We start from the raw sequence: 21,536 nt of genomic DNA, 5'->3' as shown, positions 1-21,536 counted from the left end.
TTATTTTTTCTCTATTTCATCCAAGTTTATCAGGCAATCACTAATTCTCAGCCTATTCTTTGAATCCAGGAATATTACGAAATCCCTCTTTGCAAGCCTATTCTCTATTGGAGCATGCTCAACAAGAAAAGCTATTATTTCGGCCGTGCTATAAGGAACTTTAACCCCAGCCTCATCGGCCTTTTTGAAAAGCTTCTCGGGCACGCTAAATATATCCTCACCAGCCTTAACATTTACGTTGACCTTCGAGTTTATTTGCTCCCATAGAAGAAGAGTATTTTTAGCCTTTTCTATTTTCTCTAAAGCTCTTTTCTCCAATATACTAACGTTAGCTCTCGTAGTCTTAAGTATCTTAGCAATTTCACTCTGTTTAAGGCCTTTAGCCCTTAAAACTAAAACCTTTATTTGTTGCTCCGTTAAGAACGTCTTCATTGGTAAGCACCTCTGCTTACATATAAGGAAAAGGGTAAAAATAATTTGCTCAGCCATCGCAGGCTTCATCATATGTCAGGGACGCCACCCTACATCATCGCCCTTAGAGAATTGTACTCAAGTCGAAAGGGCAAGAAAAGAAATCTGGCGGACCGGCGGGGATTTGAACCCCGGACCTGCGGCTTAGGAGGCCGCCGCCCTGTCCTGGCTAGGCTACCGGTCCATGCCCAAAATTTTGTGGCCATAGAGCATTTTTAAATCTTGCGGTTGCATAAACCTAATAACAAGCCCTCAAAGATAGTAGAGGGAGTCAAAATGGTTAAGGTAAAACTGATAAATTACACTCCCAAACCCTTGGAGACAGTTACTTGGGCTGCACTTATAAGCTATTGGGATGGTTGGAGTACCGAAGCTTTTGAGAAGATATCCCCTAATGATGTTGAAATTCACCTACCTAGAATCCTAAGCTACGGACACGAATCAATCCTGGAGCATGCAACTTTCACATTCTCCATAGAGGGATGCTCAAGGGTGTGCACGCATCAGCTCGTTAGGCATAGGATAGCAAGTTACACCCAACAGAGTCAAAGGTACATTAAAATAAACCCTGAAGATGTTGAGGAAACCTTCGTCATACCGGAGTCCATAAAAAAAGATTCGGAGTTATTAAAAGAGTGGAAAGAGCTACTTAAGAGATCTTTAGAATTGTACGAGAAAAGCATTGAAAGGGGGATACATCAAGAGGATGCAAGATTCATCCTTCCCCAATCAGTTAAAACGAAAATTGTAGTAACGATGAACCTAAGGGAACTAAAGCACTTCTTTGGATTGAGATTATGCGAGAGGGCCCAATGGGAGATCAGGGAAGTTGCTTGGAAGATGCTTGAGGAAATTGCCAAAAGGAAAGAGCTCAAGCCGATAATTGAGTGGGCTAAGCTAGGGCCAAGATGCATCCAACTTGGCTACTGTCCAGAGAGGGAACTTATGCCACCAGGTTGCTTAAAAAGAACGAGGGAAAGGTGGAAAAACTTATTGGAAAAGTATTAGCTTCTCTTCTTACAGGGGAAAGTTTACTTCAAATTTAGTTGACAAAAAGACCACATAAGTTTCCGCTAGCTTTTTAAGTATTTATTTTACCGACCCTGGGGGAGCACGATGCTAGAAGCTATAAAAACGTTCATGATCCTCTACACAGGAATGTTTGCCATTACAAATCCCATTGGGGCCGTTCCCGTATTTATGAGTGTTGTCGGTCATTTACCTGCTGAGATTAAGCATGAAGTAGCTAAGAAAGTCTCAATTACAGTCTTCATAACTCTCACAGTCTTTGCACTAGTTGGGCAATGGATATTCAAATTCTTCGGTTCAAGTATCGATGCCTTTGCAATAGCTGGGGGAATACTTCTGTTCAGGATGGGAATGGAAATGCTGTCTGGAAAGCTTTCCTCCGTTAAGATAGATGAAGAGGATGTGACACTGGAAGAGGTAGCTGTAATACCCCTAGCCATTCCACTAATCTCAGGGCCCGGAGCTATAACAACCGTTATGCTATATATGACTAAGGAGTCCCCTGGGATCGTAATCCTCACGATAATTGCAATAGGGCTTACAACTTATGGAATCTTATATTCAGGTAACAAGATAATAGAGAGGCTCGGAAGGGTTGGAGTTAAAGTCACAACAAGAATGATGGGCCTAATTCTTACTTCAATGGCCATGCAAATGATAATAAATGGAATAAAAGGAGCATTCGGAATTTAACTACTCTATCGGCTCAAATCTATCCTTTAACTTTTCTAGAACTCCTGGAAGGGTTGTGTACTCCATTTCCTCAGATGGTAGCCTGTGTGGTTCGAAAGGCCCATGCCTTCTTATGTAATCAGTTATCTCTAGGGCCTTCTGTCTCGCCCAATCAAATGCAGGATCATCGAAGAGGTCAACGGGTCCGATAAGCTTTCCTTCCGGGCTTATCTGCCATCCTAGAGCTACGGCCCTAGGTGGTCCATCGAATCTCGTTGGCGTTGCATACTTTAGAGGAACTGGCATTAGTGGGCCGTTGTGGCTACCTCTCATCCATCCACTAACCAAGTGTGGGAATGCAAATGGTTCTAGAACTTCTCCCAGGGCTGGAAGGCCACTTTGGGCTCTTACTATTGCTACAGGATCATCTTTTCCTACGTACTCTCCTGCAACTTCATAAAGCTTCTCAGTTGAGACTACAGCAACTGGTTCATCCTTTGGTACTGGGTGGCCCTCCTTTGGATAGACCCTCTTGATAACGTACCTGCTCTTGGCTCCTATTAAGGCTAAGATGTCGTACATTTCCTCTGGAGAGCTCATTATAACCTTCTTGTGCTCTAAAATATCCCAGATCTCAAACCTGAATCCCATGTGCATCTTTGGATCTATGACTAACCCTGCAGTATTAAAGGGATCTGCAAACATCCTAAAGATCGGTAGGTTGAAAGCTCCCGGCTCGGTCTTATCTAAGTGGAAGGTAACTATTGGCTCGCTCTTTCTTAAGGTTATTTCCATCTCAGCAACGCTTGGTCCCAGTCCTCTAACGTTACCACTAAAGGCATCTTTAAGCAAGTCCTGACCAGCTCCGTAAAGACCAAGCTCCTTAGCAACCTCAGTAGCCTTCTTAAATGCCTCCCAAGCTAACCCGTGAACCTCGGGGCTGTCTACACCCTTCTTATGGGTCATGATCAGCTGAAGGTCATCTCCAGCGTAAGTTACGTAGAAGTCTATTATCGTCCCGTTCTTCTGGGCTTCAGAAAGAACCTCCCTGGCCTTTTCAATTAGGGCTGGATGAACTCTGGAGTGTCCCGGCCATCCACCAACATCAGCCTTTATAACGCTTATAGTTATCTTCTCACCAACGGCCATCGCAACCACCTCTGAAAAAAGCCAATTTATACTATTTATAACCACTTAAAAAGATTTGCTTCCCCCAAACTGTTTTAATACTCTAAGATTTATTCATTTAAGGTGGTGCTATGCTAGTTGGAATGGCCGTAATGCCTCATGGAAACGAAGCAGTTTATCCCCCAGACGATGAAAGTAGAAAGTTAAATGAAGCATTAAAGGAGATAGGAAGGAGGTTAAAAGATTCAGAAACCTACGTATTGATAAGCCCACATAACGTCAGGATAAGCGACAAACTTGGAATAATTATGACGGAATACCTAATCCCCTGGCTTCCCTTTAACGATGTACATGTGCCAAGTGAAAGCGAGTATAAAACAGATAGAATGTTGGCCGAGAAGATATTCAAGGAAGCAAGAGGAAGGTTTCCAATCGTTGATATAAACTTCGCAAGTGCTAAGGGAAGATACTCAAGATTTCCACTAACTTGGGGAGAAATAATTCCTCTCCACTTCCTTGAGAAGAGGGAGATAGTATTACTAACCCCAGCCAGGATAGATAGGAACATCTTAGTAGAATTTGGAAGGTTCCTTGGGAAGTTATTAGAGGAAGAGGAGAAAAAGATAGGGCTAATAATAAGTGCTGACCATGGGCACGCCCACGATGAAAAGGGGCCTTATGGGTATGCTAAAGAATCTGAAGAGTACGATAAGATAATAACGGAAGCACTAAAGAGTTCAAATCTCGAAACTTTATTAAGCCTAGATGATGAATTCATAGCAAAAGCAAAGCCTGATAGTTATTGGTCCCTTTTGATAGGACTTGGAGTTCTAAAGGAGATACCGATGAAATCAAGCCTGGTAACTTACGCTTGTCCAACTTACTATGGAATGGCATCGGCATTGTTTAGCCGTAAATGAGCTCACCTGTTCTTGGGTCAAAGAGGTAAATCCTAGTGAGACTAGGTCTCCAATATATTTTCCTTTCCTTAATTTTTAATTCCTCAGGCACCCGAATTATTATTTCAACATCACCATACGCTGGATGGGCATAGCTCTCGACGCCGAGCTTCTCAATCCCTATCAGTTTACCTTCAATGAAATCCTCTCTTGGCATTTCCGAGACCTCTACATGTTGAGGCCTGAATCCCAGGATTACCCTTCCTTCAATGTTTAAATCCTCTGGTAGCCTAAGAGAAAATTCACCGCAATCAAAGATGACTTTTCCATCTTTTTTAATTATTTCACCCTCTATAAGGTTCATCTGGGGACTTCCAACAAACGTTGCTACAAATGTATTCTTAGGTTTATAAAAGATTTCATCAGGAGTTCCAACTTGCTGAATAACCCCCTTATTCATGACTGCTATCCTATCCGCCATTGTCATGGCTTCAACCTGATCATGGGTAACGTATATCGTAGTTATTTTTAGGTCATAGCTGAGTAACTTCTTTAATTCAAACCTCATCTGAGTTCTAATCTTTGCATCTAAATTGCTCAAAGGCTCATCGAGCAGGAAAACTTCAGGCTCCCTAACAAGGGCCCTAGCCAATGCAACACGCTGTTGTTGACCTCCGCTGAGCTCACTAGGTTTTCTATTAAGCAAATCCCCAATACCCAAGAAATCTGCAATTTCCTTTACCTTTTTTATTCTCTCGCTCTTAGGAACTCCTGCCATTTTCAGCGGAAACTCTATGTTACCAAAAACTGTCATGTGAGGATAGAGAGCATAATTCTGAAATACCATAGCTACGTTCCTTTTTGTAGGATCAATGTCATTAACGAGTTTATCCCCTATCCAAATTTCTCCCTCAGTAGGTGTTTCTAAACCTGCTATTAACCTTAGGGTCGTTGACTTACCGCATCCACTAGGTCCGAGCAAAACCATAAATTCTCCATCCTTAACTTCTAGATTAAGCTTATTTACAGCCACAACATCTCCAAATACTTTGGTAACATTCTTTAATAGCACCCTCGCCATTATCCCTTCCCTCCCGTAACTACTATTCCTCTAATTAGGTACTTATTTAGAGCTACGAATAGTAGAATCGTGGGAGCGGCCGCCACTATCGAGCCAGCTATGATCGGAGTGTACTCAGTCCACATGCTCCTTTGGAACGCGAAGCTTAGACCTACGGGTAAAGTGAAATTCTCAGGAGAACGGAGGAATATCAGTGGGCCAATGAATGCATTCCAAGCACCTAAAAATTGATAAACAGCGACAGCACCTAAAGCTGGTTTGGCAAGTGGGAGTGCTATGTAAAAGAAAGACTTTATTGGCCCACATCCATCAAGTCGGGCTGCTTCAAATATTTCGTTAGGTAGAGATGTAAAGTATTGTCTCATCAAGAATATACTAGATACGCTCACTAAGCTTAAGAGGGAAAGGCCAAATATGTTATCAACAAGCCCCAATTTGTAAATTATGATGTAGTTAGGAACTAACGTTACAAACATTGGAATCATGAGTAAAGATAACAGACTAGAGAATATCACATCTCTTCCAGGAAACTTTAATCTGGCAAAAGCGTAACCAGCCATGCTTGAAAAGATTATATTCCCGGTAACCGTTATTCCAGCGTAAAGGGATGTGTTGAGTATCCATCTAGGGAACAATTCGAGTCTAAATAGTTTTCTGTAATTTTCTAACGTGAAGGGATGGGGAATCCACTCTGGTGGATACTTAGATGCCTGGGCCCACTCCATAAAGGATGCAACTATCGACCTTATGAAGGGCATTAAATACACTAAGGCAAAGATTATCAAGACGGAATACGTAAGCAGTAACCATAACTTCTTCATAGTTTTCTCACTAATCATCTTATTGCCCTCCCAAACCTTCTTTGAAAGAGATAAGTCGTCGTGAAAATTATCGCAAAGAGAAACCAGCTTTTAGCGACCGCGACACCAGGCCTTATGCGAGCAAAAGCTTCGTTATATATATCCATTGCAATGGTATATCCAGCTCCCCCAGGGCCTCCACTAGGTCCCGCCATAACCCAGGCTAGATCGAACATTTGAAGAGCTCCTATTAATCCCATGACGACCACGTAGACTATCATTGGCCTTAGCATTGGAATCGTTATATAGATGAACCTTCTAATGGGGCCGGCCCCATCAAGCATTGCAGCTTCATATATTTCCCTGGGGATGGCCTGCATAGCGGCTAAAAACGAGACCATAAAGTGCCCACTAGTTCCCCAAATTGCAACCAAAGAAATAGCGTACAGTAGGTACCTCCTATCATGGATCCAATCTATTGGGTGAAATCCTGGAATGACATGAACTAGAACATAGTTTATGAAGCCATTCCTCATAAATAACCAGATGAAAATTAAGGATATTATCACAGAGGATGTCGTTGCAGGAAGGAAGTAGGAAACCTTAAAAAACTGCTGACCTTTAATCTTCTGATTTGCAAATGCGGCTAATATTATCGCTAATATTGTTTGAGTGGGAACAACGATAAGCGTGTAAAGTAGCGTGTTTTTAAGGCCAGTGTAGAATGGAGACAAAAGATAAGGAGCACCTTTCATTCCCCTTATTAAATCCCTGAACATTATCTCAAAATTTCTCAAACCAACAAAATGCATTTTTCCTATGTAGTCCCATTCAAAGAAACTTAGATAGAAGGCGAATATCATAGCAAAATAACCAAACAAAATGTTCAGAAAAACCGCCATAGATATTAGTGTGTATCCAGCAACGATTTCCTTATTTTTAGCCTTTTCATAAAAATTAGAAAGAAATGAAGGCATAATATCACCTCATTGACTTAGCTCTTCCTGAACTACCTGCTTCATAGTCTCTATGGCCTCGTCTATGCTCATATCACCTCTCATTGCAGCGGCCATAGCATCGCTAAACTTAGCTTCGAGGGGCCCTGACTTTGGACCCCAAAGGAATACTATCATCTTATCATACTTAAAGGATAGTGTTTTCCTGTGCTGAGGCCAGAGATCAGGGTCGTTTTCAAAGCCTTTCATACTTGGTAATGTCTGCCCAGCTTTAACCACTAGCTCTTTCTGACCTCTTGGTCCCAGGATGAACTCAACAAATTTCCATGCTTCCTTGGGATGCTTTGTCTTTGAGTTTATACCAAGGATAACCGTATAGACCATCGTAACTCTTCCATTCTTTCCAGCCGGTAGTGGAGCTATGTCCCAATCTTCTCCATACTTAAAGTTCGGGAACTGATCTGCTAAAAACGGAATCATCCAATTTCCACTTATCACCATGGCAACTTTCTGTTGTCCAAAGGCATCACCAAGCCAACCAGCTCCAACATCCTCCGGAGCTACAACGTAGGGAGGTAAGCCCTTCTTTTCTCTTTCCACCTTTCCTTTTCTGTATAAGTTAATGTACCAAGTTAACGTTTCCCTAACGACCGGGTTATCGAACCATGAAGCATCTTCCGGTTTTTCAAACCACGGCTTAGGTGCTCCATTGCTAACGGCAACAGGAACGTATCTATTAAATCCTCCTAGATATATAGCCAACCCTGGCTTTCCAGTTTTCTCTGTTATTATCTTTGCGTACTCTAGCAATTCATCCCACGTCTCGGGCGGCTTAGTGAGGCCCGCTTGTTCAAAGAGCTTTTTATTGTAAAATAGCGCAAGCATGCTCCAGTCCTTTGGAAGACCATAGAGTTTTCCATTCTTTTTAAATGGCTCCAATAGGAATGGATAAAACTTGTTTATGAAGCTTTCATCTGCAAGCTCTGAAATTGGATATAAGGCCCCTTTCTCTATGAATATTGGAGCCCAGGAGCTATCAACATAGAAAACATCTGGCGCAACACCGGCTCCAAAGGAGGCTAGGATATTCTCATGGAACATCTGAGTTATAACCTCGTACTTTACTTTTATGTTTGGATTTTCCTTCTCAAAGAGTTCTATCATTCTCTGGTAATTTTTCATTTCAGTTTCTCCAGCACTCCAACCTGCAAATCTAATGAATACTTGATTTTGTATCATTGTCTTAGTTTCCGTCTTAGTTATAGTTTCAGTCGTCTGAGTTGGTGTTGGAGATTGAGTCCCAGTTGGGGACTGTGTTGGACTTGTTTGCGTTGTTCCTCCACCTATGCATCCTGCAGCTATTGTGGACAAAACCAGGGCAAGGATCAAAAACCCAACCAAGAGGGGCTTTCTCATTTTACTCACCTCATGACTATGGATGGGAGATCCTTAAAGATTTATACTAATGTTCTATTATATAAATTTTGCTATCTTAGTATCAAATATATTTAAATAGTATAAAGTCGTATAATCTATCTAAGGAGGGAGCAGCATGGATGAGTATAACTTCATAGTAGAGAAACTCCAGGAATTAGGGCTGACCAAGAGAGAGGCCGAGGTTTACTTAGCTATTCTCATGAAAAATGGAGCTACTGTAAAGGATCTCTTGGAGACCCTTGACGTTCATCAGCCCCAACTTTACAACATCATTCAAAGCCTCATAAGGAAGGGATTCATAAGGGCATCCGCAGGAAGACCTAGAGTGTATACAGCAAACGACATAACAGCATTAATAGATGTGCAAAAAATGAAGCTAGATTCCCTCAAGAGAATTCTCCAAGAAGAGTTAGGAAAAATAAGGGAAAATGAAGGTGAAGAGCCGTATATATCTTATGTAAGGAGTTTAGAGGGAGTTCTAGCGAGTGCCATAGAAACCATAAACTCTGCGGAAGTTGAAATAAGGGCCGAATTACCATATCAAATCTATAAAGAGCTTTCACCGTATTTTGTTAGCGCTCTTCGGAGAGGAATAAACTTATACCTTCTAGTATATCCAACTACAAAGAGTTTTATCGAGCTCGCCGATTTTAAAAACCAGATAAAAGTAAAGACATCTGAATTGGGAAATTTCCTACTAATAATATCAGACCTCCACAGGGCCGTATATTCCAAGCGCAGGTTCTTCACGATCCATAAGTTACCAATTTCTGAAAATGAAGTTTATGGTTACATAATTCATGAGAAGGACCTCCTCTTAAGGCTCTTGAACATACACAACAACTTATGGGTCAAGGCCAAGGAGATCATAGGCTGGATCCCAGGACCAGAGGTGTATCCGAAGACGTTTATAGACTTCTCAATGGCCCTTAATGAGCTAGAAGCATTGCTTAGACTAGGGTATACTCCAATAGTGAGGGTGCTTGGAAGGGATGTAAAAAGTGAGTACCCGATTGAAGTTTCCGGGAGGGTTAGGGCCGTTAACAGGATAGGAATAGTGAGCAACTTCATCTTGGAGAGTAACGAGGGAACGTTTACTGTTGGAGGATTTGACGCTGAAATTGAAGATATAGAAGCCCAGAGGGTTATAATTGAGAAAGTCGAAAGGGAAGGAGGAAAGAAACCATGAAGCCGGCCTTAATATGGGATTTTGATGGAGTCCTGGTTTACACTCCTCATGAAAAAGCGTGGAGAGAAGCCACTAGAAAGTATGGTGGGGATATTGACCATGAATTCTACGTTAAGTATGTATCTGGAAAACCAAGGTATGAAGGGGCCCATAATATCTTGACGTTAACTGGGATCTATGAAAAGTATGGAGCGAATTCAGAAGAGGAGAAAGAGAGACTACTAAAAGAATTTGCGGAGTTTAAGAATAAGATCCTTAACGAGCTTATAGATAAGGGAGAGTATGAGGTAAATTGGGGTGCCATAGAGTTTTTATTAAATGCTAAGAAAAGTGGAATATTAAATGCACTAGCCTCGGCTTCAAGAAATGCATCTAAACTAGCATCAAGGATCATCGTCAACGATAAAAGGTTAGTAGAGCTATTTGACGTAAATGTAAGTGGCCTGGCATCAACAAAGAAGGAAGTTTTTAGACTAGCAATTGAAGAATTAAAGAGGAGATTTTCTCCAACATGCTTCATAATAATTGAGGACGCCCCAGCGGGAGTTAAAGCAGGAAAGGAACTAGGGAGCTTAGTCCTGGGATATGAAAGGGATACGACCCTAGAGGAAGCAGACATGAGATTTAGGGATTTTAAAGAGCTTAATCCTTCCGTCATATTCGAACTATGTAAGGAGGGGAAGATATGAGATTTCAATTCGGATTCTCCAAAGAAGATGAACAGGTGCTGGGCACAATACTAACACTCGGAAATGGACAATTAGGAGTTAGGGGAGAATTTGAACTCGAGAGATCTCCTTATGGAACGATCGTTAGCGGGGTCTATGATTACACTCCCTACTTCTACAGGGAATTGGTAAATGGTCCCAGGACTATAGGGATGATAATAATTATAGATGGAGAACTAATAAATCCAAGCTCTCAAAAAGTCAAGGAATTCCAGAGAGAGCTCGATATAGAAAAAGGCTTATTAAGAACTCACTTAGAGATTGAAACAAAAAATGGAAATAAAATTTTATATAAAAGTACAAGGATAGTCCACATGAAAAGAAAAAACCTAATCCTTCTAGATTTTGAGCTAAAAGCTAGCAAGGGAGGAATCGCAGTTGTAGTTAATCCCATAGAATTCAATACTGCAAATCCAGGGTTTATAGACGAGATAATGATCAAGCATTATAGAGTGGACTCGATAAAAGAGACTGAGGAGGGAGTATACGCTAGGGTGAAAACTTTAGACAATAAGTACACGTTGGAAATTGCAAGTAGCTTGGTTCCATCAGAATATACATCGAGGAGCACCTTTAGAACCGATAATGAAATTGGAGAAATTTACATTGTTAAACTTAAACCAGGAAAAACGTACAAATTTACAAAGTACGTTACAGTATCTAAAGGAGCAGCTTTAGAGGAGTTAAAAGATGTTAAGAGATTAGGATTTGAAAAGCTATATGAAGAGCATATAAACAGCTGGAAGAGAATATGGGAGAAAGTGAAAGTGGAAATCGAAGGAGATAAAGACCTTGAAAATGCCCTAAACTTTAACATTTTTCACTTGATCCAATCCCTTCCACCAACAGATAAAGTCTCGCTACCAGCAAGGGGAATACATGGGTTTGGGTATAGGGGACATATATTCTGGGATACAGAGATATATGCATTACCTTTCTTCATATTCACGATGCCAAAAGAGGCCAGGAGATTGCTCCTCTATAGATGCAACAACTTAGATGCCGCTAAAGAAAATGCAAAGATGAATGGATATCAAGGGGTCCAATTTCCCTGGGAGTCGGCAGATGATGGACGCGAGGCTACCCCCTCTGAGATACCATTGGATATGTTGGGAAGGAAAATCGTTAGAATTTACACCGGAGAGGAGGAACATCACATAACTGCGGATATAGCATATATAGTTGATTTTTATTACCAAGTCTCTGGAGATCTCGAATTTATGAACAGGTGTGGCCTTGAGATAATCTTTGAGACGGCCCGATTTTGGGCTAGTAGGGTTGAGTTCGAGGAAGGAAAAGGGTACGTCATTAAAAAAGTAATAGGACCTGATGAATACCATGAGCACGTTAACAACAACTTCTTTACAAACTTAATGGCCAAGCATAATCTCGAACTTGCAATAAGATACTTTAGAGAGTCAAAGAATAGGGAACCGTGGAAAAAGATTGTCGAAAAATTAAACATAAGAGAGGAGGAGGTTGAAAAATGGGAAGAGATAGCTAAAAACATGTACATTCCCAGGAAGATAGACGGAGTTTTTGAAGAGTTTGATGGTTACTTTGAATTGATGGATTTTGAAGTTGATCCCTTCAATATTGGAGAAAAAACACTCCCCGAGGAAATCAGGAATAACATAGGGAAAACGAAACTCGTTAAGCAGGCCGATGTCATCATGGCCCAATATCTCCTTAAGGACTACTTCTCTCCAGAGGAAATAAAGAGTAACTTTAACTATTATATAAGGAGAACTACCCATGCTTCATCACTCTCCATGCCCCCATACGCGATCATTGCAACCTGGATAGGGGAGGTAAAGATAGCATATGAGTACTTCAAGAGATGTGCAAATATAGATCTCAAAAACGTGTACGGAAACACTGCAGAGGGATTTCACTTAGCAACGGCGGGAGGAACCTGGCAAGTACTCGTCAGAGGATTTTGTGGCCTCAATGTAAAAGGAAACAAAATAGAGCTTAATCCTAATCTTCCTGAAAAATGGAAGTACGTTAAGTTCAGGATATTCTTCAAAGGTTCATGGATAGAATTTAAAATTTCTAGGAAGAAAGTTAGGGCTAGAATGCTTGAAGGATCGAGAAAAGTCAAAATATCTAGCTTTGGAAAGGAAGTAGATCTATATCCTGGAAAAGAGGTTGTAATAGTAGCTAATTAAAATGTAGGGACCTTTTCTTTCTCTGGAAACTTCCACTTTTCGCTTATCCTTTTTACGGCTTTTAGCAAATACTTGTTACCACTTTCGCTTAGCTTCCCAAGGAAGTTTATAAGATCGTCATAAGTCTCCTTCTCAACTCTAAACGGAACCCTGTCCTTTCCTCCAAGGGCGTAAGCAAATTTAAAGGGATCCGGAGGATGGGTAACGGGATCCCTCCAGCTCGGTTTCACATCATATATGAGCTCTGCAACCAGAGAAAGAGCCCGCAACGTACTTGGGCCAATCCCTTTAATAAGGAGGAATGTGGAATAATCTTTTATTTCTAGTTCTCTCATAAATTCCAAAGCCCTAGCGTTAAGTTCTAACTTTCCGAGACTTTCATACCTCTCATATATCTCCTTCACATCAACATCCCTAGGCTTATAGAATACTGCATACCCCTTTACCATTGCCTTTACAGTTTCTAAATCTCTCATAACCCTTCTTCCCTCTTGGGCGATCTCCACTACTGTCCTTTGAAATTCTCTCATGTCTTTATCTACAGTATTTAGGGCGAAATCACTTCTAATTCCGGAAATTCCAGAATGAGGATTTTCTAAATCCTTAAGATCAGAGTTAAACCAATGATACCTTCTAGCTAACTTTTCTTTAACGTTCATCCCCTGCTGAACAACGGCCCAGTTTCCTTCCTCATCTAGAAAGAAAGTATGATGGTAAAGCTGATATCCAGCTTGCAGGGCTACATTGTCCACTTTAGCAACGAGCCTAGATACCTTTATGTACTCCCCTGGATCTAATTCAAACTTCTCTGCTATCCCTTTAATTTCCTCAGGGGTCTTTCTGCTATTCTTCCCCTTACCTCCGGCAACCTTTACCCCAAGATCCAACTCATTTAGTGCCTCCTTTATTATACCCGTAGTAACCGTTGTGCTTCCAGAAGAGTCCCAGTCCATTCCAATCAAGTTGTTAAAGGCTTGAAACCATACAGGATCTGCTAATCTCTCGAGTAACCCTTTTGTTCCGTACTCCTCAATAAGTAACTTAAGAACTATCCCAGCGAGCTTCTTCATCCTAGTGGCCAACCATAATGGGACATGCCCCGTATGAAGAGGGAGCTCAGCAATGCCAGTTCTCATCATCTAACCTTCAACCCACAACTTTAAATCAGTTACCTCCTTAACTCAAAGCATGCCCTCAAGAAGAGAGAAAATTATAGAACTACTCTTGGAGAGAGATTACAGCCCTAGCGAGCTAGCAAGAGCGCTAGATATTAGAGGAAAGGGATCTAAGAAGCTGATATTGGAGGATTTGAAAGCTATCGCCAAGATCGCCAAGAGGGAAGGGATGATACTCCTTGTAAAACCCGCTCGATGTAAGAAGTGTGGCTTTACTTTTAGGCCCGAGATAAACATTCCTTCGAGATGTCCAAGATGCAAAAGTGAATGGATAGAGGAACCAAGATTCAAACTCGAGAAGAGGTGAGCCTCTCAGCCACGACCCTAAGCAATGGAGCTAAAGCCTTCCCTATGGCTTCCTTCTTCTTGGAGAAGTCAAGAACGTCAACACTTAAGTTAGCCTTTATTATTTCAATGGCTTCCCTTTCACTTATAACTCCCTCAAGCCAAGCTTGGGCTATAAGGGCTTCAGCATAATCTCCCTTAGCATGCTTATCCATCCTTCTAAGTCCTTTAGACAACCCAGCTAAATCTAAAGCTATAGCTAAAGATGCATTCGGCACCCTATCTCCGGTTGGTTTTCCTAAGAATTCCGTTAGGGCCAGAGAATAAAGGAAATTAATTAGAGAATCCCCGAACTTCGCTAACCCTTTATCAATCATGGAAGGCCCTCAGATAGATGTTCTTTATATCATCAACGCTTGGTTCCACTGGATTGAAGTTAACCAGGGGATCTTCGTAAGCCTTTCTGCTCATCTCATCAAGCCTTGAAGTGAAATCTTCCTCGCTAACTATTTCCGATAACTTTGGAACGTTTAATCTTTCATTGAGCTCTTTAACCTTCTGAAGAAGTTCTTCAGCATTGGAAAGCCCAAGTTCCTTGGCCATTGCATCGTACTTTTCTCTAGCTTTTTCCATATTGAACTCCATTACATATGGGAGTAGTATCGCATTAATCAATCCATGAGGGCCAATCCACGCTGCTTTATGACTCATTGCATGGACGAGTCCAAGTCTACCATTTAGGAAGGCTATTCCGGCCATAGTGGCGGCATAATGAACTTCTTCTCTAGCGGTAGGATCGCCATTAACGCTATCTTCAAGCTTTTCAAGAATTGTCCTTGCTGCTTTTACGGCCATAGCATCACTAAAAGGTGTTGATGCCTTTGAAACGTAAGCTTCTATGGCATGAACTAATACATCTAATCCAGAGTTCCTAGCTACTTCCCTGGGCATGTTCTCGGGGAGTCTCGGATCCAAGATTGCATAATTTGGACAAAGCTCTGGACTCACTATCGTGTACTTGATATCCCCCTTCTTTATCACGGTCGCAGCGGATACTTCACTCCCTGCACCACTCGTAGAAGGAACGGCTATAAGCTTTGTTTTAAGCTTTGGAAGAGGTTGAGCTTTTTTAAATCTGCTAAATATTGCAACACTGTCAAAATCAAGTTCAGGAGCATCATAGAAAACTTTCAGGGCTTTTGAGATATCTATCACGCTCCCTCCACCGAGTGCTATGAAGGTTTCCGGAGAGAAATCCTTGACCTTTGGGAGCAATTCCTCAACGTTTTCAATGCTTGGCTCGGAAGGTAATCCCGTAATACTTTCATAGGTTGCACCTGCTTCGTCTAAATAGTCAATTACCTCTTTTAAAAAGCCAAGCCTATCCATAGACTTTGAAGAAAAGACGAGTACCCTCTCACCTTCAGATACAAGCTTTTTTATATTTTCAAGGGATCCCCTACCCATTAATATGGTAGTCTTTAGGAAGAATGTCATGCAATCATCACCCCTCAAAGCTATCCTTAATGAAATCTTGAGCTTCCTCTGTGAAGTTATCTAAAGGAATCTCCTCCCCAAACTTATTGTAAACCTTCTTATCGACAAAGCTTATCTCTAAAACTTCGTACCTTTCCTCACCCCACTCTTTAACATCCTCTCCATGCTTCCTCATGTGCCTGGCGAAGTTGTCTATATCTATGTACTTATTACAATACTTACATTTATAGAACTGCCAGAACACGTAATCTTTACCATTTATCATTCCCTGCTTGAGATGCTCTATTAGCCTTCCGCCGAGATATTCGTAGATATCCTCCTGCTTGAGTCTTCCATCTTCATCAACAACTTTAAACCCTGCCCACACTATGTGATCGGCAATATCTTGAATTGTTGGCCTTAGAAATTTTAATGACATAATAAATGCTCCATTGTTGACGTAAAATGTTCCTTTTCCAGGGATGACAAAAAGGTCTATTCCAACATCTTTTTCTTGAGCCAACTTATCGGCCTCTTCCCTGCTTCCCGCTATCCTTATTCTTATCCTCATTCCACTTTTCTTATGAATTCCCAATATCTGGTGATCCTCAATATACCAATAGAAGTCGTCTAGGGTTCTCACTTTTGCATAAACCTTCTTCATTTTCTCATCAAGCTCTTCAAACTTCATATGCATCCCTTTAGGATGATTCCTTAAAGAACTAATAAACGTTCCCGAAAAAGCTTTTAAACAGTAAGATCGTCGTTGGGTTTTTAACCCCAAAGATTTCTCTTCCATTTGGGGGATTATAAGTGAAGATAAAGCTTGAGCATGGTGCGGGTGGAGAGCTAATGGAAGAACTCATTAGAGATGTTATATTAAAGAATTTAACCTTAAACTCTGCTGGAGGGATTGGCCTAGAAGCCCTCGATGATGGGGCAACGATCCCCTTTGAAGGTAAACACCTTGTCTTCACAATAGATGGTCATACCGTTAGACCCCTCTTCTTCCCTGGAGGTGACATAGGTAGACTAGCGGTTAGCGGAACGGTAAATGATCTCGCCGTGATGGGAGCTAAACCACTAGCCCTCGCTAGCTCTCTAATAATAGGGGAAGGCTTTGATTCAGATAAATTAGAAGAGATCCTTAAATCTATGAATAGAACTGCCAAAGAGGTTCCAGTTCCAATAATCACTGGCGATACCAAGGTAGTTGAAGATAACATTGAGATATTTGTGATAACCGCTGGTATAGGAATTGCCGAGAAGCCTATAAGTGATGCTGGGGCTAAAGTTGGAGATCTCGTTCTGGTAAACGGAACAATAGGAGATCATGGAATAGCTTTGATGAGCCATAGAGAAGGAATAAGCTTTGAAACGGAACTCAAAAGCGACGTAGCCCCTATCTGGGATGTAGTTAAAACCGTCGCTGACGCCATAGGGTGGGAAAATATCCACGCAATGAAGGATCCAACAAGAGGAGGATTAAGCAACGCGCTGAACGAGATGGCAAGGAAAGCCGATGTTGGCATATTAGTTAGAGAAAGTGACATTCCAATACGTCCGGAAGTTAAAGCAGCTGGTGATATGCTTGGAATAAGCCCATATGATGTTGCAAATGAGGGTAAGGTAATCATGGTAGTAGATAGAGAATATGCAGAGGATGCCTTAGAGGCCATGAGAAAGACGGAAAAAGGGAAAGATGCCGCTATAATTGGGGAGATAATAAAGGATTATCCTGGGAAAGTTATCCTAGAAACCGGTATTGGAGGGAGAAGATTCCTGGAACCCCCAATTGGAGATCCAGTTCCTAGGGTTTGTTAGCTTTGAACTTCCTATCCATCTTAAGCATCTCTTCCCATTGTCTTCCAGGCCAGTAAATTTGGCCACAATTAGTGCAAACATAAAATTCATCATACATCCTGTAAATCTTTTCAGGAACTTTTCCTTTGACTTCCTCTTTTTTTACTTTAACTATGATACCATTACACTTGGGGCATCTAGCTCCTTCCGGAAATAATTCACCAAACTTTATTCCAGCCTTCATAAGTTGGGCCATTTGCTCCTCAATAGAATTGGACTCTACATATATAGCATCAATTCCAAGTTTTCTCGCCTTTTTAACTAGCTCAAAATCTCTAGTTAGGATAATTCTTCCTTCTTTCTTAGCTATTGAGATTATCTCATCATCATCCTCTACTCCATACCTTGTGTCATAACCATAAAGCCTAAGCCACCTCGCTAATCTTCCGAGCATCATATCAGCTATAAACTTCATCAGTACACCATAGTTTTATAATTCCGTAAATACTTTACCTAAGGGGATCGAGATGGAAAGGATAGTCAAGATCTTAAGGGAAATCTTAGAGATACCTTCTCCAACGGGCTACACGAAGGAGGTAATGAGTTACCTAGAAAAATTTCTAAAGGAAAATGAAGTAAACTTTTACTATACGAACAAGGGGGCCCTAATAGCCGGTAATCATCCAAAGCCTGAGCTCGTTGTTATAGCCCACGTAGACACGCTTGGGGCAATGGTTAAGGAGATACTACCAGACGGACACTTAGCATTTTCAAGGATAGGAGGGCTCGTTCTACCTACGTTTGAAGGCGAATACTGTACTATAATAACGAGAAAAGGAAAGAAGTTTAGAGGAACGCTCCTCCTTAGAAATCCGAGCGCTCATGTAAATAGGGAAGTAGGTAAAAAGGAGAGAAAAGAGGAGAATATGTATATAAGATTGGACGAGCTCGTGGAGAAGAGAGAGGATACAGAAAAGCTGGGGATAAGGCCAGGAGACTTCATAGCTTTTGATCCCAAATTTGAATACGTAAACGGCTTTGTTAAATCACACTTCCTAGATGACAAGGCTAGCGTAGCTGCAATACTCGATCTAATAATAGATATGAAGGATGAACTCGAGAAGTATCCAGTTGCATTCTTCTTCTCACCGTATGAGGAAGTTGGCCACGGAGGCTCAGCTGGCTACCCACCAACGACTAAGGAACTGCTCGTGGTTGATATGGGAGTAGTGGGTGAAGGTGTTTCAGGAAAAGAAACCGCCGTATCTATAGCGGCCAAGGATACAACTGGGCCTTATGACTATGACATGACGAACAGGTTAATAGAGCTTGCTGAAGAGAACAATATCCCATATGTAGTTGACGTGTTCCCCTACTATGGTTCCGATGGTTCAGCTGCACTAAGAGCTGGATGGGATTTCAGGGTTGCCCTAATTGGGCCAGGTGTGCACGCAAGCCACGGAATGGAGAGAACCCACGTTAAGGGATTGTTGGCAACTAAAGAGCTTATAAGGGCTTACATAAAATGGAAGGGGTAAAAAAGATTAAGAATCCTTCAACCGTTAAGGATGAACTACTAGAGTTAATGTTCAGGATATACAGGAGCACAAATGGAAAATATCCGGCCCTTGAGTGGGTAAAGAGAAAACCAAACCCAAATGATTTCGATGGATTCAGAGAGGTATATGAACCTTTCCTGAAGTTCAGGCTTTCTCAGGAGTTTGACGAGCTATATACCTACCAGAAAGACAATAGAATTATTGGAACAATAGCCCTCGTATACAAGAGAATTAAAGAGAAGGGGATTTGGTGGGTTCCAGAAGAGCTAATGAACGAGAAGGTAGGATTAATAGAGTTCTTCGTTGTTGATCCAGAATTCCAAGGAAAAGGAATCGGCTCAACTCTCCTAGAATTCGCAGTCAAGAGACTTAGATCCCTTGGAAAAGATCCCTACGTAGTAACATTTCCAAACCTCGAAGCTTACAGCTACTATTATATGAAGAAAGGATTCAGAGAAATTATGAGGTACAAAGAATTTGTCATTCTTAAGTTTAATCACAAAAAATTTCAGTAATCCTTTCAATTATCTTGCTCGTCTTTGCCCTATCTTTTTTATATAAATAGGGAAGCCTTATCACCTCTACGTTTAACCCAATACTTTTTAATTTCCGCTTTAAATCCTCACAGTCAAAGTCTTGATCTGGACCTAAAGCTATAACATCAGGCTTTAGCCTTTTTATTAAATCGAGGCTTATTTCTCCTGGTTTGCCTATCACAACATCATCCACGTACCTTATAGCCTTTAAAACTTCGGCCCTATCCTCAGCTGGGTTTATAGGAGGCCTACCTTTTCTTTTTTTAACGGTTTCATCGTGAGCAACTATTACTATGAGTTCATCCCCTAATTCTTTGGCCATCTTTAAGAAGTGAACATGACCTGCATGTATTATATCGAATACACCTCCAACCACTACCCTTATCTTGCGGTCACTTCCCATATTTTATCCCTCGCATGGTGGATTACTTTTACTGCTTTACCTCTATTCTTCTCCTTCATGACTTTTCCACTCATTAAGGCTATCCCAATTGCAAGAGGTCTCCCATACTTTTCCTCAACGACGAATACGAAATCTCCCTCCTTTATCCCCTCATCGGCGTCTACTATTCCTGGGGCCATAACATCAGCACCGTTTAGAATGTGAGGAACGGCCCCTTCATCAACCACTACTCTTCTTGGCCACTTTCTGAGATCCTCCTCATCTGAGAGATTATATAAGGCTATCACCAGGGGGAAAATTAGATCTTTTCTCCTTATGAACATCGGTTTGTCGTTAACTAGAATTATTTCAGTTGTTTTATCAAACTCTGCAACTTTAACTTCGTCTTTCTTATTGAGCATTTTTCTTGCTATTTCCTCCCCAAACATTTGGGATAACTGGGCTATTATCTCCTTAACATCTTTCTTGCTTAATGGATGCTTTATTTTTAACTCCATTCTAAACACCTCTTATTTCATCGTATATCGCTTTTGCTGCTTCTCTTGGATTTGGAGCGTTATATATTGCCCTTCCCACTATTATATAATCCGCTCCAGCTTTAACAGCATCCTTAGCTTTACCACCCTGGGCCCCTATCCCAGGGGCGAGAATCTTTATCCCTTCCTTCAATCTATCCCTAATGTATCCAATTCTCTCAGGCCTTGTCCCAGGAGCTATAACCCCAAAAGGCTCAATTTCATTTGCGACTTCTATGAATCTATCTGTTAAAGGATTAATGAACTCGAGTGCTCCAGGATGGCTCATTTCAACCACCATTATTATTTCCCCAAGCTCCTTCACTGCCATTACGCTATCCCTACCAACGAAGGTATGCACTATTACATAGTCCGCTCCAGCCCCAAAGACCTTTCTTGCTATCAACCTATTAGTATTCGGTATGTCAGCAAGCTTAAGATCAGCTATTATCTCAACTCCTGTCTCCTCCTTAAGTCTTCTTATTATATCCACTCCACTTCCAAGAATGAGTGGCCAGTTAACCTTTATCATCGAAATGTAATCCTTAACACTTTTAGCTATTTTAATGGCCCTTTCTCCTTCATAAACATCTAAGGCCAAAACTATCACTTGACCACCTCCAGTATTTCGGGCGTTATCTCCTCTTTCTTTAGGATATAGGCCACGTGAATTGCACTCTTGAGGGCTTTCGCTGGGGTTTCGGCCCATGTTATAATAACCGCATCTCCATCCTCGTAATCCACGATCTTCTTAGCTACCTCTGGATACATCTCCTTCAGAGGTCTAAAATCTTCAGGAAACACTATCTCGTTGTCCTTAACTGTAAGTATCATGGCCCCCTTTGCATCAAATTTAATTGCTTCATCCCTAAGCTCTATTGACTTAAATTCGGGGGGATTCTTAACTACAATTGCTATTCCAGGATAACCATCTACAGAAACACCAATCGGTTCGGAAAACATGCTAAGAAGTTTATCCCTGATTTCTTTCCCTTTTAAAGTTAAGAAGTGACCCCTTTGCTTCGATCTTATAATATCAAGATGAGAAAGCTTCCTAAGAAGGGTTCTTACACTTCCCTCTCCCAGCTCGAGCCTTTCAGAAATCTGTTTCCTTCCAAGTGGTTCCTTAAGAAGGAAGATAACTGCTAGAACATCCTCTACTGTATATTCCGGGTAAGCCCCTCTCTTCCTAATCACTTGCCCCACCATAATCTTCCTTTGCT

Annotated in this window: 25 protein-coding genes, 1 tRNA gene and 1 other RNA gene; 10 read left to right on the top strand and 17 right to left on the bottom strand. The window is 41.3% G+C overall.

The genetic code is table 11. From position 1 onward, the window contains the following. From PH_RS03570 to PH_RS03565, 3 genes are all read right to left on the bottom strand, one after another. On the bottom strand, positions 1-432 hold the full coding sequence (locus tag PH_RS03570) for a Tfx family DNA-binding protein (RefSeq protein ID WP_048053211.1): 432 nt from the start codon (positions 430-432) through the stop codon (positions 1-3). Positions 433-478: 46 nt separating this feature from the next. Then, positions 479-534: C/D box small nucleolar RNA (locus PH_RS09570), an RNA gene on the bottom strand. A gap of 43 nt (positions 535-577) precedes the next feature. After that, a tRNA-Arg gene (locus PH_RS03565) sits at positions 578-655 on the bottom strand. A 92-nt stretch (positions 656-747) separates the two neighbouring features. On the opposite strand from PH_RS03565, the gene thyX reads away from it, so the two are divergent. Both thyX and snatA read left to right on the top strand, forming a co-directional pair. Beyond that, positions 748-1,479, top strand: coding sequence for an FAD-dependent thymidylate synthase (gene thyX / locus PH_RS03560; protein ID WP_010884853.1), 732 nt, complete (start codon positions 748-750; stop codon positions 1,477-1,479). A 108-nt stretch (positions 1,480-1,587) separates the two neighbouring features. Further along, entirely contained in the window at positions 1,588-2,193 is a 606-nt protein-coding gene (gene snatA, locus PH_RS03555; RefSeq protein ID WP_010884852.1) for a neutral amino acid NAAT transporter SnatA, read from the top strand. Here snatA and fbp read toward each other — a convergent pair whose 3' ends face one another. Next, complete coding sequence (gene fbp, locus PH_RS03550) at positions 2,194-3,321, bottom strand: fructose-1,6-bisphosphate aldolase/phosphatase (protein ID WP_048053210.1); 1,128 nt, start codon at positions 3,319-3,321, stop codon at positions 2,194-2,196. Between the two features lie 110 nt (positions 3,322-3,431). Between fbp and PH_RS03545 the strand changes: the two genes are divergently transcribed. Continuing rightward, positions 3,432-4,220, top strand: a complete 789-nt coding sequence (locus PH_RS03545; protein WP_010884849.1) for an extradiol dioxygenase — start codon at positions 3,432-3,434, stop codon at positions 4,218-4,220. On the opposite strand, the gene PH_RS03540 is transcribed toward PH_RS03545, so the two are convergent. The 4 genes from PH_RS03540 to PH_RS03525 are packed head-to-tail and all read right to left on the bottom strand — an operon-like array spanning position 4,207 to position 8,452. Further along, complete coding sequence (locus tag PH_RS03540) at positions 4,207-5,280, bottom strand: ABC transporter ATP-binding protein (protein WP_010884848.1); 1,074 nt, start codon at positions 5,278-5,280, stop codon at positions 4,207-4,209. The two genes, PH_RS03545 and PH_RS03540, sit on opposite strands and share 14 nt — an antisense overlap. Next, positions 5,280-6,119 (bottom strand): carbohydrate ABC transporter permease, encoded by an 840-nt coding sequence (locus PH_RS03535; protein WP_010884847.1) that lies wholly within the window; start codon positions 6,117-6,119, stop codon positions 5,280-5,282. The genes PH_RS03540 and PH_RS03535 overlap by 1 nt, the downstream gene beginning before the upstream one ends. After that, entirely contained in the window at positions 6,116-7,057 is a 942-nt protein-coding gene (locus PH_RS03530; protein WP_010884846.1) for a carbohydrate ABC transporter permease, read from the bottom strand. Before PH_RS03530 ends, PH_RS03535 begins: the two co-directional genes overlap by 4 nt. A gap of 9 nt (positions 7,058-7,066) precedes the next feature. Further along, positions 7,067-8,452: an ABC transporter substrate-binding protein gene (locus tag PH_RS03525; RefSeq protein ID WP_143522647.1), complete on the bottom strand. Its 1,386-nt coding sequence runs from the start codon at positions 8,450-8,452 to the stop codon at positions 7,067-7,069. Between the two features lie 136 nt (positions 8,453-8,588). On the opposite strand from PH_RS03525, the gene PH_RS03520 reads away from it, so the two are divergent. The 3 genes from PH_RS03520 to PH_RS03510 are packed head-to-tail and all read left to right on the top strand — an operon-like array spanning position 8,589 to position 12,561. Beyond that, on the top strand, positions 8,589-9,662 hold the full coding sequence (locus PH_RS03520) for a TrmB family transcriptional regulator (RefSeq protein WP_010884843.1): 1,074 nt from the start codon (positions 8,589-8,591) through the stop codon (positions 9,660-9,662). Then, positions 9,659-10,351, top strand: a complete 693-nt coding sequence (locus PH_RS03515; RefSeq protein ID WP_010884842.1) for an HAD family hydrolase — start codon at positions 9,659-9,661, stop codon at positions 10,349-10,351. The genes PH_RS03520 and PH_RS03515 overlap by 4 nt, the downstream gene beginning before the upstream one ends. Continuing rightward, on the top strand, positions 10,348-12,561 hold the full coding sequence (locus PH_RS03510) for a glycoside hydrolase family 65 protein (protein WP_010884841.1): 2,214 nt from the start codon (positions 10,348-10,350) through the stop codon (positions 12,559-12,561). The genes PH_RS03515 and PH_RS03510 overlap by 4 nt, the downstream gene beginning before the upstream one ends. Here the strand turns inward: PH_RS03510 and PH_RS03505 are convergent. Beyond that, positions 12,558-13,700 carry a DUF763 domain-containing protein gene (locus PH_RS03505; protein ID WP_010884840.1) on the bottom strand — a complete coding sequence of 381 codons (1,143 nt, stop codon included), beginning with the start codon at positions 13,698-13,700 and terminating at the stop codon, positions 12,558-12,560. The two genes, PH_RS03510 and PH_RS03505, sit on opposite strands and share 4 nt — an antisense overlap. Before the next feature lie 49 nt (positions 13,701-13,749). On the opposite strand from PH_RS03505, the gene PH_RS03500 reads away from it, so the two are divergent. Continuing rightward, positions 13,750-14,043 carry a transcriptional regulator gene (locus tag PH_RS03500; protein ID WP_010884839.1) on the top strand — a complete coding sequence of 98 codons (294 nt, stop codon included), beginning with the start codon at positions 13,750-13,752 and terminating at the stop codon, positions 14,041-14,043. Here the strand turns inward: PH_RS03500 and PH_RS03495 are convergent. Genes PH_RS03495 through PH_RS03485 form a run of 3 tightly spaced genes read right to left on the bottom strand, consistent with a single transcriptional unit; the run spans position 14,024 to position 16,188 of the window. Further along, the gene (locus tag PH_RS03495) at positions 14,024-14,398 is read right to left on the bottom strand and encodes a ribonuclease III family protein (protein WP_010884838.1); all 375 of its coding nucleotides are present in this window, start codon (positions 14,396-14,398) and stop codon (positions 14,024-14,026) included. The genes PH_RS03500 and PH_RS03495 overlap by 20 nt on opposite strands. Continuing rightward, positions 14,391-15,518: an iron-containing alcohol dehydrogenase gene (locus tag PH_RS03490; protein WP_010884837.1), complete on the bottom strand. Its 1,128-nt coding sequence runs from the start codon at positions 15,516-15,518 to the stop codon at positions 14,391-14,393. Before PH_RS03490 ends, PH_RS03495 begins: the two co-directional genes overlap by 8 nt. 7 nt (positions 15,519-15,525) lie before the next feature. After that, a complete protein-coding gene (locus tag PH_RS03485) occupies positions 15,526-16,188 on the bottom strand; it encodes a C2H2-type zinc finger protein (protein WP_048053209.1) in 663 nt (220 codons plus the stop codon). 122 nt (positions 16,189-16,310) lie between these two features. On the opposite strand from PH_RS03485, the gene hypE reads away from it, so the two are divergent. After that, on the top strand, positions 16,311-17,321 hold the full coding sequence (gene hypE, locus PH_RS03480) for a hydrogenase expression/formation protein HypE (protein WP_010884835.1): 1,011 nt from the start codon (positions 16,311-16,313) through the stop codon (positions 17,319-17,321). On the opposite strand, the gene PH_RS03475 is transcribed toward hypE, so the two are convergent. Beyond that, positions 17,308-17,775, bottom strand: a complete 468-nt coding sequence (locus tag PH_RS03475) for a Mut7-C RNAse domain-containing protein (protein ID WP_010884834.1) — start codon at positions 17,773-17,775, stop codon at positions 17,308-17,310. The two genes, hypE and PH_RS03475, sit on opposite strands and share 14 nt — an antisense overlap. 52 nt (positions 17,776-17,827) lie before the next feature. On the opposite strand from PH_RS03475, the gene PH_RS03470 reads away from it, so the two are divergent. Together PH_RS03470 and PH_RS03465 are read left to right on the top strand one after the other, a co-directional pair. Further along, positions 17,828-18,838, top strand: coding sequence for a M42 family metallopeptidase (locus PH_RS03470; protein WP_010884833.1), 1,011 nt, complete (start codon positions 17,828-17,830; stop codon positions 18,836-18,838). Continuing rightward, positions 18,826-19,374 (top strand): GNAT family N-acetyltransferase, encoded by a 549-nt coding sequence (locus PH_RS03465; protein ID WP_010884832.1) that lies wholly within the window; start codon positions 18,826-18,828, stop codon positions 19,372-19,374. Before PH_RS03470 ends, PH_RS03465 begins: the two co-directional genes overlap by 13 nt. On the opposite strand, the gene PH_RS03460 is transcribed toward PH_RS03465, so the two are convergent. From PH_RS03460 to PH_RS03445, 4 genes are read right to left on the bottom strand one after another with little or no spacing between them, the layout of a single operon-like run. Beyond that, on the bottom strand, positions 19,352-19,798 hold the full coding sequence (locus tag PH_RS03460; protein WP_010884831.1) for an adenylyltransferase/cytidyltransferase family protein: 447 nt from the start codon (positions 19,796-19,798) through the stop codon (positions 19,352-19,354). The two genes, PH_RS03465 and PH_RS03460, sit on opposite strands and share 23 nt — an antisense overlap. Further along, entirely contained in the window at positions 19,777-20,295 is a 519-nt protein-coding gene (locus tag PH_RS03455; protein ID WP_048053208.1) for an RNA-binding protein, read from the bottom strand. The genes PH_RS03460 and PH_RS03455 overlap by 22 nt, the downstream gene beginning before the upstream one ends. A 1-nt stretch (position 20,296) precedes the next feature. Beyond that, on the bottom strand, positions 20,297-20,923 hold the full coding sequence (pyrF, locus tag PH_RS03450) for an orotidine-5'-phosphate decarboxylase (protein WP_048053207.1): 627 nt from the start codon (positions 20,921-20,923) through the stop codon (positions 20,297-20,299). Beyond that, positions 20,920-21,510, bottom strand: coding sequence for a DUF4443 domain-containing protein (locus PH_RS03445; protein WP_143522646.1), 591 nt, complete (start codon positions 21,508-21,510; stop codon positions 20,920-20,922). The genes pyrF and PH_RS03445 overlap by 4 nt, the downstream gene beginning before the upstream one ends. Between the last annotated feature and the right edge of the window lie 26 nt (positions 21,511-21,536).

Source organism: Pyrococcus horikoshii OT3, from assembly GCF_000011105.1.
GTDB classification, from domain to species: Archaea; Methanobacteriota_B; Thermococci; order Thermococcales; family Thermococcaceae; genus Pyrococcus; species Pyrococcus horikoshii.
The sequence above is the reverse complement of the archived record's forward strand: the minus strand, read 5'-3'. Positions and strand labels throughout refer to the sequence as shown.